The 12,942-nt window shown below is 72.7% G+C and carries 12 protein-coding genes; all 12 read left to right on the forward strand.

Annotated elements, in window-relative coordinates; all coding sequences use genetic code 11:
- Nucleotides 1-48: 48 nt before the first annotated feature.
- Nucleotides 49-504 (forward strand): hypothetical protein, encoded by a 456-nt coding sequence (locus AB0M46_RS05550; RefSeq protein WP_363333111.1) that lies wholly within the window; start codon nucleotides 49-51, stop codon nucleotides 502-504.
- Between the two features lie 235 nt (nucleotides 505-739).
- The gene (locus AB0M46_RS05555) at nucleotides 740-2,284 is read left to right on the forward strand and encodes an ATP-binding protein (protein WP_363333112.1); all 1,545 of its coding nucleotides are present in this window, start codon (nucleotides 740-742) and stop codon (nucleotides 2,282-2,284) included.
- A 588-nt stretch (nucleotides 2,285-2,872) separates the two neighbouring features.
- Entirely contained in the window at nucleotides 2,873-3,823 is a 951-nt protein-coding gene (locus AB0M46_RS05560; protein WP_363333113.1) for a DUF4192 domain-containing protein, read from the forward strand.
- The gene (locus tag AB0M46_RS05565; protein WP_363333114.1) at nucleotides 3,820-4,350 is read left to right on the forward strand and encodes a hypothetical protein; all 531 of its coding nucleotides are present in this window, start codon (nucleotides 3,820-3,822) and stop codon (nucleotides 4,348-4,350) included. Before AB0M46_RS05560 ends, AB0M46_RS05565 begins: the two co-directional genes overlap by 4 nt.
- Complete coding sequence (locus AB0M46_RS05570) at nucleotides 4,347-4,727, forward strand: hypothetical protein (RefSeq protein WP_363333115.1); 381 nt, start codon at nucleotides 4,347-4,349, stop codon at nucleotides 4,725-4,727. The genes AB0M46_RS05565 and AB0M46_RS05570 overlap by 4 nt, the downstream gene beginning before the upstream one ends.
- A 204-nt stretch (nucleotides 4,728-4,931) precedes the next feature.
- Nucleotides 4,932-6,074, forward strand: a complete 1,143-nt coding sequence (locus AB0M46_RS05575) for a class I SAM-dependent methyltransferase (RefSeq protein ID WP_363333116.1) — start codon at nucleotides 4,932-4,934, stop codon at nucleotides 6,072-6,074.
- A 441-nt stretch (nucleotides 6,075-6,515) separates the two neighbouring features.
- Nucleotides 6,516-8,186, forward strand: coding sequence for a ParB/RepB/Spo0J family partition protein (locus tag AB0M46_RS05580; RefSeq protein ID WP_363333117.1), 1,671 nt, complete (start codon nucleotides 6,516-6,518; stop codon nucleotides 8,184-8,186).
- Nucleotides 8,187-8,274: 88 nt separating this feature from the next.
- Nucleotides 8,275-9,864, forward strand: coding sequence for a DNA cytosine methyltransferase (locus AB0M46_RS05585; protein ID WP_363333119.1), 1,590 nt, complete (start codon nucleotides 8,275-8,277; stop codon nucleotides 9,862-9,864).
- A complete protein-coding gene (locus tag AB0M46_RS05590) occupies nucleotides 9,861-10,310 on the forward strand; it encodes a hypothetical protein (RefSeq protein WP_363333120.1) in 450 nt (149 codons plus the stop codon). Before AB0M46_RS05585 ends, AB0M46_RS05590 begins: the two co-directional genes overlap by 4 nt.
- Nucleotides 10,307-11,329, forward strand: a complete 1,023-nt coding sequence (locus AB0M46_RS05595; protein WP_363333121.1) for a hypothetical protein — start codon at nucleotides 10,307-10,309, stop codon at nucleotides 11,327-11,329. The genes AB0M46_RS05590 and AB0M46_RS05595 overlap by 4 nt, the downstream gene beginning before the upstream one ends.
- 69 nt (nucleotides 11,330-11,398) lie before the next feature.
- The gene (locus tag AB0M46_RS05600; RefSeq protein ID WP_363333122.1) at nucleotides 11,399-12,226 is read left to right on the forward strand and encodes a hypothetical protein; all 828 of its coding nucleotides are present in this window, start codon (nucleotides 11,399-11,401) and stop codon (nucleotides 12,224-12,226) included.
- Between the two features lie 225 nt (nucleotides 12,227-12,451).
- The gene (locus AB0M46_RS05605; RefSeq protein ID WP_363333124.1) at nucleotides 12,452-12,862 is read left to right on the forward strand and encodes a hypothetical protein; all 411 of its coding nucleotides are present in this window, start codon (nucleotides 12,452-12,454) and stop codon (nucleotides 12,860-12,862) included.
- The last annotated feature ends 80 nt before the right edge of the window (nucleotides 12,863-12,942 follow it).

Genomic DNA, 12,942 nt, shown 5'->3' on the forward strand with positions numbered 1-12,942 from the left:
GTCAGGCGCAGCGGTCCGCGAGCGGCCATTGCGAAAGGAACCCTCGAAATGCTGATGGTCACCATGTACCACAACATGCGCACCTGGTTCAGCCCGTACCGGGACGGGCAGGTCCTCGCCGCCACCACGTCGCACCGGTTCACTCCTCCGGTCGGCTGGGACGCGGATGCTGTTGCCGAGTGGGCGTTCGACGCGTGCAACGCCGACCTCCACGACCTCGAAACCCGCCGGACTACGCCCGAAGGTGAAGCCGCGTTCCTGGCCGGCTGCGTGTACCGGCTGCTCGGGTTCCGGTCCCTGTCGACCGGCGACGTCGTGCACATCGAGTACGACCCGGCCAGCTCGGACGGCACCGGCAGCACGTGGCTGGCCTGCGACCCGTTCGGCTGGCGACCGATCAGCGCACCGTCCAACCGCACCGGTGAGCCGCTCACCGCCGCCAAGGTCTACCAGCACCTCACCAGCCAGCGCACCGGCACCGCAGCCACGCCCAGCCGCGTGTAGCCACCCTCGTGGCGCACACCGATCGCGGCGGTCACCCGACATCGACCGCCTCTCGTCGTCATCCGCGACAGAGGCTGCGAATCCGGCCCCGACCGCCGCGATCGCGGGCGACCGCCGCGATCGCGGGCGCCGCAGGCATGCAGGGAACCCGCCCATCGCAGCCCGGCCGGTATCAACCGGCCGGGCTCGCTGTGCGACCAGGACCGGCACCCACGACCCGTCAGGAGCAGGACACATGCACGAACTTCACGACGACCAGCACGTACCAGTGACCGTCACCGCGGTCGCCGTCACCGGTGACACCGCCCGCCTCGTCGTCATCCACGCCAGCGCGGCCGGCACGGCGGCTGCTGGGGCGCCGGTCGTCGCCATCACCGGTCTGGACCCGGACGACACCAGGGCCACGCTGGACCGGGTCCGGGCCGCGGTTACCTTCACCGGCCTCCGCTGGCCCTCCCGCCCGGTCACCGTCGAGGTCGGTCCGGCCACACCGACCGTCCCGGACGCCGGCCTGGACGTCGCGGTCGCCGTGGCGATTCTTGCCGCGTCCGGTCAGGTCCCGACCGGCGCTGCCCGCGCGGTCCTGGTCGGTGAGCTCGGCCTGGACGGCGGCCTGCGCACCCCGCGTCACGTCACGGAGCGGCTGACGGCCGCCGCTGCGGCGGGCGCCGCGCTGGTGATCGCGCCCGCAGGGGCGTGTGCCATCGCGGCCTCCGTGCCGGGCATTACCGTCTGGTACGCCCACCACCTGCGGGAACTCGTCGACGAACTGTATGCCGCCGCGGCCCACGACACTGCCACCGCAACCGGTCCGGCGAGGCCGGGTGGGGCCGGGTGGCCGAGCCCGGGGGTTCCGGTCGCCGACCTTGCCGAGATCCCGGCCGAGCATCTGGGCCGCCGCCTCGTGGAGGTCGCCGCCGCCGGCGGTCACCGCCTGGCTATGATCGGCACCCCGAGCGCCACCACCGCGGTTGCGCGGTGTCTGCCCGGCCTGCTGCCCGACCTCGACGACGACACCAGCCGGCAGGTCGCCGACCTGTACCGGGCAGCCGGTCTCGTCCCGGCGCAGGTAGCCGCCATGCGGCGGCCACCGTGGCAGGCGCCGCACCACACCAGCAGCACGCCCGCGCTGATCGGCACGCGCCGCAAACCCGGCGCGGTGAGCCTCGCCCTCGCCGGCATCCTGTTCCTCGCGGACGCCGCCGAGTTCCGAAGCCACACCCTCGAGGCCCTGTCCGCGCCGCTGGACACCGAATGGATCCGGTTCGCCGGCCCTGACGGTCCGGTCGCCTACCCGGCCCGCGCTCAGCTCGTCGTGACCACCAGCGGCTGCCCGTGCGACGACCTTGATGGCTGCACCTGTACGCCGGTACGGCGTCGGCGCTACCTGCAGCGCCTGCAGCCGTTGCTGACCCGGGTGGCGATCCGTGCGGTCGTGCCGCCGATGTCACCTCCCGGTCCAGTATCCGGCGAATCGTCCGTTGTGGTCGCCGCCCGGGTCGCTGCAGCTCGGGCCGCGGCGAGGGCCCGGTGGGCGCCGCACGTCACCGCGACCAACCACGACGTTCCCCACGCCGTCCTGCAGCACGGCAGCACTCGGATCAGACCTGTCGATCTGGCGCAGCTGCGCAATGCGATCGACACCGGAACGGTGTCCTACCGCACGGCCGGCCACGTTCTGCGCCTCGCGTGGACGCTCGCCGACCTCGCCGGCCGAGACCTCCCCAGCGACGACCACGTCGCCGAGGCTCTCATCCTCACCGCGGGCGCCCGCTACTGACGATCCCGGGTGGTCCGGCTGCCGGCCCGGGGCGGGCTGCGGCCGCCGGCGCAGATCGGCGACGTTACGGCGTCGCTGCGCAAGATGCTCGCCCGGTCCTGGCGGGTGCTCTGCGACGCCAGTCCTCCCACCGGTTCGCGGCCGACAGCCGTTCGGGCCGACCGACGCCGGCACCGAGGTGATGCCCGGTCCGCGGCCGGCGGGTGGTCCGCACCGGCGATGCCGGTGCGGACCACCCCGTACTACAACGGCTGTCTACGAAAGCCTCGGCGTGCAGGAGCCGCCCGGGTCTGGTGCCGTCCGGACGCGGCTGCCCTGCCGCGCTTGTACCGTCCCTGCCCTTGCCCGGCAAGGCACGCCGGCCAGTACCTCCTCCACCGCCGCGCAGGAGCACGCACCCGTTCACCGGGTGGCAGCAAACGGGCCGGCGGCCGTGCCTGGCCGCGGCCATCGGGACGGTCTGCGCATCGGGTCAGCGCGGCCCGGGACGGCGCACACCGACCCGGCGCTGCCCCACGCCGGGCCCGGCGGCTGTCCGGGTTCGGCGCCGATCGGCGTTCGCTGGTCGTGCCTGTGATTGGAGTGCTCATGCTCAACGCTTCCGCACCACAGCGGCTGCACGGCCCGGAGGATCTCCTGGGCAAGATTCCCTACCTGTTGGAGTTCCACCCGTCCGACAGCATCGTCACCCTCTACCTGGGGCCGGGAGGACGAGTCCTCGCCACCAGCGCCATCGCTATCGACGCACCCACCCAGGTCGTCGTCGACGACCAGCTCGATGCCGCCAACCGCTCGAACGCGGCAATGATCGCGATCGTGGGCTACGGCCCGCTGACCGCGTCCGGTTCCGTCACCGCCGTCGCCGACGCGATGAGCCGGCACGTGCAGGTGTTCTCCACCTATCTCGTTTCCGGCGGCTACTTCTACTGCCTGAACACCGGCTGCGCGTGCGCCGCGGTCACCGGTGCGCCGTTCGACCCGAAGGCCACCACGATCGCTGCGCACTCGACCGTCCTCGGTGAAGTGGCGTTGCCGTCCCGCGCCGCGCTGCTCGCCCTGGCCGCGCCCGACCCCGTCGCGCAGGCCGCCGTGCAGGCCGCGTTGCCGCAGGCCCGGACCATCCACCGGCCGGAGCTGGTGGAGCTCGACGAACTGCTGGAGCGGGCGATGCTCGACCAGCGCCTCACCACCGACGAGGTCGCCCGCCTGGCGCTGCTGCTGCGGCGTCCGCAGGTGCGGGATGCGGCGTGGCAGCAGACGGACCAGCTGATGTGGCAGCGCAACCTGTGGCTGGACGTCACCCGCCGGGTCCCGGAGCGGTACGTGACCGCTCCCGCTTCGCTCGCCGCGTGGTGCGCGTGGCGGCGTGGGGAGTCGGTCCTCGCCATGGCCGCCGCTCGCCGCGCCGCGGCCGTCGACCCGAGCAACACCATCACCCGGGTTGTCGTTGGCGCGATCCAGTCCCGGATCCGTCCGACCGAGCTCATCCCCGTGTGGCCGCTGCCGCCGACCAGTCCCACCGTCGCGGACCTGCGGTGAACCCCACCGACAAGCGCGCCGACCACCCGGCCGGCAGCCGTCGCGCTGCCGGCCGGGGGCCGCGCCTCGCTGCCGACCGTGCCGCGTCGGCGTCGGTGCTGCTCGTCACCGGCGACGGGGCCGTCCGTGCGCAGGTCCGCCGGTGCGCGGACCGGGCCGGGGCGGACCTCGCCGAGTACCCGGATCTGGCGTCCGCGCAGCGGCACGGCGTCGGCGCCGCGGTTGTGCTGATCGGCGCCGATCTGCTCGACGTTGCCCTGCTCGGCGCCGACCGGTCGGGTACCGCCCTGCAGACGGTTGCCGGTGCGTGGCCGGCCACGGCGGGCCGGCGCGGGCAGTTGCTGGTGCTTGTGGCTCGCCGCGCCGACGTCGAGCTATTCGTCACGGCAGCGGCCTTGCACGCGTCGTACGTGACGCTCGCCCCGACCGAGCTGGCGTGGCTGACCGACCAGCTGCGGCCCGCGGCGGCGGGGGCCGTGGACCGGCGGCGTCAGACCGACGGTCGCGGCGGAGGGCAGCGCTCATGATGCCGTGGCGCCGGGACCCGGCTGCGGCCACCGACAGCGACGCGCTCGACAGGATCCGTGGCCTGCTGCAGCGTCCGCACGACCCGGTCCAGCTCCTCGACCTCGTCACGATGATCGTGCGGCGGACCGGTCGGGCCTGCCTGCCCTACCGCCGCCCTGGCAACGGGGTGACCGTGCGACTCGACAGCACCACAGTGGCAGCCCCGGCCGGTGTCGTGGACTTCCCCGGTCTCGGGACCGCGACCGTCCGTATCGCCAACACCGATGCCGGGCCACAGCTCGCGATCACTGTCACTACAGCACCTGGCGCTGCCAGCCGATCGATCCGCGTCGCTGTCGACGGCCACACCACGTTCCTCGGTGCCGAACCGAGGTAGCTAGAGCCGGCCCCCAACCTCACCGGAGTCGATCTCCGCCGGCGGCCGGCACCGCCCGCGTGCCGCATCCAAGCCTGCTGCCAGCGTCCGCATCTGCATCCCATCCGCACGCCGCCCCGACCGTCCGTCCGCGCCTGCGCTGGACGGGTGGTCGGGGCCGCGCTGTTCCGGCGCATCTCCATCATTTTCGAACAGGAGCCGCTCATGACCACCAGCTCGACATCGGGCCGCCACCGGCCCGCCCGGGCCGCGTCCACCACGGTGCCACACACCGTCCGCAATGCGGGACGCGGCGACCCGGCCGCCCGCGGACGGCTCGTCGACCAGCTCATCACCGACGCGCTGCGCACCGGTGCTGCGCCGGCTCCCGACCGCGCCCGTGACGGCTATGTGCCGACCCCGGAGGACCTGGCCGACGAACTGTGCGACGTGCCGAACACCGACCTGCGGTTCCTGCCCGCCGGCGCCGTGGTCCTGGAGCCGTCCGCCGGGGACGGCGCGCTCGTCGCGGCGATCCGCCGCGCCAACCCCGCTGTGCGGGTCGTGGCCGTCGAACCGAACCCGGTCCGCGCCGCCGTCTGTACCGCCGACCACCAGGCCGCCGACCCCGCCGTGCAGGTGCACACGAGCACGTTCGAGCAGTACGCCGCCAGGGCCACCGCCGACGGCATCATGTTCGACGGGGTCGTGATGAACCCGCCGTTCGCGTTGCCCGACGATCCGCACATCTGGCTGGACCATGTCCGGATGGCCTGGCATCTGCTGCGGCCCGGTGGCTGGCTCGTCGCCGTCGTCCCGGACAGCCTGTCCTACCGCAGCGGCACCCAGCACGCCGACGCGCGGGCGTTCATCGAACACCACGGCAGCCACCACCGGCTGCCCACCGACGCGTTCGCCGCGTCCGGCTCGATGTCCGCCTGCCGGGTCGTGCGCCTCACCAAACCGCTGCCGGGGGCCGCCACCGGCACGGAACACCTGCTGAGCGTGCCGCAGCACCAGCCGGTCCGCGTCACCGCACCGCAGCTCACCGCCGCAGCCGCTGTGGCCATGCCGGTACAGGTGTGGTTCGACGGCTGGTCCAGCGGCGACCGCACCATGCGCTACCAGGGCCGCTGTGTGCTGTGCCGGTGGCTGCTGTGGGGCCGCGACGACGGCGACAACGACCCCCGCGGCGTCCTCGGCCCCTTCTCCGCCGGGCTCAGCCTCGACCCCGCCGAGTTCGGCATGGCCGGGCCGACCGTGGGGCTGTGCCCCAGCTGCGCCAGCAACGGCGCCGGCTACCGCACCGGCTACCAGCAAGCTCGCCAGCACTGGACGACCCCGCACCGCAGCCGCCCGGGCCGCTGACCGGGACCTGCCCGGCTTCCCAAACGACCGGCCACCGGCAGGAAGCCCGCTGCGGCGCACAGCCGCCAGCTGCTGATGTCCCGGGTGCCGTCGCGATGGTCCGGCAAGACAGGGGCTGCGGAGGCGACGCTTGGCCGTGGCCGAGGAGCAGCCTGCCGACCGTTGCGGGAAAGCGGAGGGGCCGGGCGGGCGGTGGTTCCGAGCCGGTGCCGCGGCGGCCGGGTGCGGATGCCGGGCCCTCGATCCTGGCCGACCCCGTCTGGTCCCGCTAGGCCCACCCGGACACCCGACGCAGGCGGCACAGTCTCCGCGGGCCGGGTGGGCCTTGCGTGCCTGCGCCGATCGGTCGGCCGGGCGGATCGGGCCAGCACCGCCCACCGGCCCGCACGCGGACCCCGGGAGGGCGGTGATCCGTTCCACCCTCCACGAAGGACGAACAGCATGAGCATCACAGTCCTGCCCGTCGCCCCCGGCGACGCCCCTGATGACGATGCCCAGAGCATGGGCAGTGAGATCGAAGCGTTCGGCGAGGTCATCGACGGTGAACTCCTCGATCGGGAGACCGCGGTCGAGGAGGCCCCAGAGGTCATCGACCACCTGCCGCCGCTCATCGCCGAATACCTGGACCCGCGGGACCTGATCGACAACCCGAACAACGCCCGCAAGGACATCGGCGACCTGGAGGACCTGAAGGCGTCGATGGCGCTGATCGGCATCCTGTGCCCGCTGGTCGTCATCCCGACCTTCGTCGACGGCCGCGACAACGCCAAGAAGATCATGATCGGGCACCGGCGGAAGTACGCGGCGATCGCGCTGAAGATGTTCCGGGTGCCGTGCATCGTCGCCTCCGACGAGGGTGAGGCGCTGCAGATCATCGCGCAGCTCGCCGAGAACGGTCACCGGGTCGGGCTCACCGCGTCCGAGGAGGCCGAGGCGTACTACCAGCTCACTCTGCTGGACTGGACGCCGGAGGCGATCGCCAAGGTCCGGGCCATCCCGTTGCCTGCGGTGCAGCAGAGCCTGAAGCTGCGGCAGCTGCCCGCGGCGGCGGTCACGGCCGTCGACAACGGCACGCTCACCCTGAAGGAGTCCGCCGACCTCGACAAGCTCACCGACGACCCGAAGGCCCTCGCACGCGTCCTCAACGCCGGGTCCGGCTACAGCTTCAAGCACGCCCTGGCCAGTGAGCTGTCCAAGCGCGACGCCGGGAAGGCCGCCGCCATCGCCAAGGCGGAGCTCGTCCTGGCCGGCGTGCAGATCACCAGCAAGCCGAAGAGCTTCGGCTACGGCAGCACCGAGGTCGACGCCCGGCACCTCGCCGACGCCGACGGCAACCAGCTCGATCCGGCCACGGTGCAGACGATGCCGGGCTTCGCCGCGTTCGTGGAGAAGGTTGGCAGCGGCGCCAGAACCGTCGTGTACTGCAAGGACCCGGCCGCGTGGGGCTACACCCGGTTTAAGCCCAGCAACGGGCCGGGGCTGTCCGCCGAGGAACTCGCCCTGCGCGCCGAGCGGGAGCGGGCCCACGCCGAGCAGCTCGCCGCGCTCCAGGTCGCCGCCGGTGTCCGGCACGCGTTCATCAGGGACCAGTACGGCTCGGCGAAGGCCGCCAAGGCCCTGTTCCCGCACGCGCTGCGCGGACAGCTCACCGGGATGCACCGCGTGCACTACGCCGACGTCGACGGCCTGTACGCCGCGCTCGGCGGTACCAGCGACGAGGTCCTCGCCACCGCCGGGGAGGACCGGCTGCGCCGGGCCCTCGTCGCCCGCTGGGTCTGCGCACACGAACGCAACCTCGCCTTCACCACCCAGGAAGACGCGTGGGCCCTGGACCGGCGGGCGGTCGTGTTCTGGTACGAGCGGCTCACCGCCGACGGCTACGTCCTCGCCGACGCCGAGGCAACCCTGCTGGATTCCCTCACCAACCCTGGCGCCACCGGCGACGAGGACGACGAGGACGAGGAGAGCACGGCTGGTGACGGTGCCGACCCGGCCACCGACGCCGAAGCCCTGCCCGGTCGTCGCGCTGACGGTGTCGGCGCCGATGACGGTTCCACCGTGGACGACGAGCCGGCCGACGTGACCGAGGAGGACCTCGTCACCGTCGGCTGACCTGCTGATCCGTGCTGTCCCTTCGACGGCGGGAGCCCCGCGCACATGCGTGGGGCTCCCGCCGTCGCTGCGTGTCTGGAGGCTCCTCGTGTCCTTGACCCTCACCGATCTGTTCTGCGGCGCCGGCGGCTCCTCGTTCGGCGCCGAACTCGTCCACGGCGTGCTGACCGTCATGGCCGCCAACCACTGGCGGCGGGCGATCGACACCCACGCGCACAACCTGCCGCACGCGGCGCACGACTGCGCCGACATCTCACAGGTCGACCCGCGCCGCTACCCCTCCACCGAGCTGCTCTGGGTCTCCCCGGAGTGCACGAACCACTCCCAGGCCAAAGGCATCCGCGACGCCGACAAGATCCCGGACCTGTTCAACCAGACCCTGCCCGACGAGGCCGCGGAACGCTCGAGGGCGACGATGTGGGACGTCGTGCGGTTCGTCGAGGTGAAACTCCTCGCCGGCCGTCCGTACCTCGGGTTCGTCGTGGAGAACGTCGTCGAGGTCGTCAAGTGGATGCCCTACCGGGCCTGGCGCATCGCCCTGGAAGACCTCGGCTACTGCCTGCACACCGTCTACCTCAACTCGATGTTCGCCCAGGCCGGCGGCCCCGGGGCGCCGCAGTCCCGCGACCGCTGGTATACCGTCGGGCACCAGGCGAAACTCGGCCGCTGCCCGGATCTGCGCCGCTGGGCCCGGCCCGACGCGACCTGCCAGCGGTGCGGCATCACCGCCAAGCCGATCCAGGCGTGGAAGAACCCGGACCGGCCGTGGGGCCGCTACGGCGACCACGGCCAGTACGTGTGGGCCTGCCCTACCGCGGCGTGTCGGGGCGCCCGCGTGCACCCGGCGGTCCTGCCGGCCGCGGTGGCGATCGACTGGAGCCTCCCCGGCACCCGCATCGGTGACCGAGGCACACCCCTGGCCGACAAGACGATGGCGCGGATCACCGACGGCCTGACGCGCTACGCGCGGCCGCTCATGGTGCCAACCGGCGGCACCTGGCGCACCGACGCCACCCCCCTCGACACGCCGATGCCGACCCGCACGACGCGGGAGAACGACGGCGTCGCCGTGCCACCCGTACCCGGCAGCACCACGACGACGCCGGAACTGGTGGCGCCGCCGCTGGTCGTCGGCCTGGAAGGCAGGGCCACCGTCGCGCACGTCCGCCCGGTCGACCGGCCACTGCGTGCCCAGACGGGCCGGCACCAGGACGCCCTCGTCGTGCCGATGCGCAACCACGGCATCGCCCGCCCGGCCGTCACCGACGCGCTGCCGACCGTCACCGCAGCCGGGAACCATCACGGGCTGCTCACCTGGCCCGAGCTGCTCATCCCGTACTACGGCACCGGCGTCCCGCGCCCGGTCGAGCAGCCCATGGGCGCATTGTCCACAGTAGACCGGTTCGGGTTCCTCGACGGTGGTGAGTCGGCGGCGCTGGACCCCCTCGACTGCTTCTTCCGGATGCTCGCCCTGCACGAGATCCAGGCCGGGATGGCGTTCGACCCGGGCTACACGATCCTGGGCACCCGCCGCGAACAGGTCCGCCAGGCCGGTAACGCCGTCACTCCGCCCGCCGCCCGCGACCTCGTCGCCGCGCTGGTCGAAGCGATCACCGGCGACACACCGCAGATCCGCACGACCACCGCCGCCCGTGAACTTGTTGGAGCGCACACATGACGACCACCGGCACCGAGACGCCCGAGGACGCTCGGCACACCGACACCGCCCTTGTCGACGAGCTCACCGCGTACCTCAACAGCACCTACGAGCCGTCCGGCGGCGACCTCATGGAGCTGGTCTGTCAGCTCATCTCCGGCAGCGGCCGGCCGCTGCTCGACGAGCGGTGGGACTTCGACGCCGAGGTGAGCGAGGACCGGCACGGTCTGCTCACCGGCACCGTCACCGCCGGCCGCTACACCATCCGCGTCACCCAGCCCACCGACATCAGCGGCGACCTGCACATAGACGTCACCACCACCGACCCCGACGACGCGGACGCGCAGCCCGACGACTTTGGGCTCGCCATCACCATCGACGGCCGGCGGCTGCTCGATCCGATGACCTGCACGTGGCGCAGCACCGTCCCAGCCGACCTCCAGCTCACCGAGGAGACCCGCCGATGACCCGCACCATCCCGGCTATCGCATGGCAGCAGATCAGCGCCTGCCTGGACGTCACCACCGCCCGGCTCAGCGGCCGCTGCCTGCGCCGCGCGATGTTCGCGCTCATCCCGCCCGGGCAGCTCACTCCGGACGCCGCGCTGCAACTGCATGCCAGCATCCAGCAGCCGATCGCCGCCTCCGCCGGGCCGGACACCATCTGGTACGTGGTGTCCGTCGACGGCACCCCCGTCGCCTGGCTCACCCGCGCTGCCGCGGTCATCACCCCAGCGGCCGACCTCAGCACCTTCCAGCTCGACCTGCAGCAGCAGGCCGCCGCCGCCCTGTCCCAGCTCACCCGCTCCGCGATCCTCGAACTCGCCGCACTGCGCGATCAACGCGAGCAGCGCATCCCCGGCGACCCCCCGGTCGGCCTCGACGACGAACCCACCCCTGGCCGTGAGCCCGGGCCACGGGTCCTCGTCGCCGACCCGGCCGACCCGACCCTCACCTTCTGGAGCCGCATCACCCCCGACCCGGACGTATCCTGCGCCCACCTCGCTGCGGTCACCGGCATGACCGTCCCAGCCGCCGACGGCGGCACCAACACCGATCTGGCCGCCGTACCGCCGCGCATCCTCAACGTCCACGGCTACGGCCGCTACGCCGACAACCGCGACACGTTCGACCTGACGGTGCTGTGCGCCATCGAACGGCTCGCCGCCGACCACGACCTGCCCGCGGCGGCGGTCGGTGACTGGCTGCGCCTCGAAGCCGGCTCCAGCGCCGACCCCGGCCCGGAACAGATCACCGCCGCCTTCGCCGACGCCTACACCGGTCTGTACCCGGGCCGGCGGGACTTCACCATCGCCGAACGCGACCGCCTCGGCTGGACCACCGCCCTGGCCGCCGCCGGCATCCCCGACCGGCTGTTCGACCTCGACGCCTTCACCGCGCTGCTGTTCGACCGGCACGTCCACGGCATCCCCATCGGCGGACGCCTCGCCGTCTTCCGCCGGATGACCACCCTCCAGGCCGCATAAGACCACCCCACCGCCCCTCAGCGCCCACGTCGGCGCTGGGGCCACCGTCTATGAAAGGAAACCCGAACCATGTCCGACACCACCGCCGCGACCGGGCCCAGCTCCGGCTACCGGGTCCGTCGCCCGCTGACCACCACGGAACTGACCGCCCTGCGCGACCGTATCGACACCGCCCCGACCGTGCAGGACCTGCTGGTCACGGTCGTGGTCGGGGTGTTCGGCGCGCTGCTGGACGACCTCGGCGAGACGGTCACCGACCGCAGCCCCGACGACCGCGTCGACCCGCGCCAGTACGCCATCCCGCAGACCCAGTGGCAGGCGATCACCGCGGCGGCGACCAACCGAGCCAACGCCTTCGGCGACGCCGTCACCCTGGCCCTCGAGCTCACCAACCTCATGCCCGCGGTCTACGACGACCCGGCCATCCCGGTCCCGGATCTGACCGGCCGAGACCACCGCCCCGACCAGTACCGGCTGGAGTTCAGCCGCGACGCCGGCGACGAGATCGCCGCCTGCGAGGCGCACCTGACCGCCCTCGCCGGGCAGTACGGCACCGGCAGCGCCACCTACCGCATGGCCCTGGACAGCTGGCACCGGCAGCTCGCCGGCCTGTTCAGCACCCGCCTCGGCGCCGCGACGACCGTGCACCGCGACGGCCTGCTGTCCTTCACCGTCGTCACCGAACCCGGCCTCGTGTACGGCGTCATCTTCCACGGCCAGCAGCGGCGATGCACCAGCGGTGACTGCCACGCCGTCGCCGACGCCACCCCACCGGGGTCCGCAGAGCACCCCACCTGGCGTCCGGCGCACACCGGCGCCGCGGTTCTGGACCACGAGCACATCCCCACCTACCCGTTCGGCGCCCCACAGCCCGGCACCTGGACCAGCCACTCCTGAACCAGTTTCCGGCCAGTCCCGTTCGAGCTCCTCCGCCGGGGACGTCACGCCGGCGCGGCCGGAGCGTGTCAGGGCTGGCACACCAGAAGAGGGGCAGCACTCATGATTGGACCGCGCGACTTCGCCCCCTACCGATCAGAAATCGGCGACTGCCACTGCCAGCTCTGCCGTAACTGTTCCCATGCGGCCACTGGCCACGGCAACGCGGTACAGGCCGCGACAGCGTTGCTCGACGCTCTGCAGGCCGGACGTCACCAGCACGTCACCTTCGCCGAGCACGTCGCGAAGGCGAAGGACGAGCACGCCGCTCGGGTGGCGGCGGCTTGCATCGCCGGGAAGTCCGAGCTGCACATGCTTGGACTCCGCCTCGGCTACCAGGGCGGAAACGTCGAACGGCTCTACTACCGGGAGCCCTACAACGCTGACTTCATGGTCGGCATCGGGCTCGGGATGACACCCGGCCGGCACGCTGCCGCAGATGCCCGGTTGCAGGAGTCGCGGCGCCGGTCCGTGCAGCGCCGAACCATCGAGGTCGAGCGGCTGATCCTGGCCGACCAGCGCAACCGATGCACCCATTTCCGGATGTCCGGAGAGCTGTGCACCACGCACGCCGAGCAGTACCCGCCACCTGGCTGACACGCCCTCGCCGCACCGACGAAGGCAACGACCGAACCGGGGCCGTGCCGCCGCCTGCCGGGTGTGGACCCGACACGCCG

The sequence above is a fragment of the Dactylosporangium sp. NPDC051485 genome, assembly GCF_040682015.1.
Lineage (GTDB): Bacteria > Actinomycetota > Actinomycetes > Mycobacteriales > Micromonosporaceae > Dactylosporangium.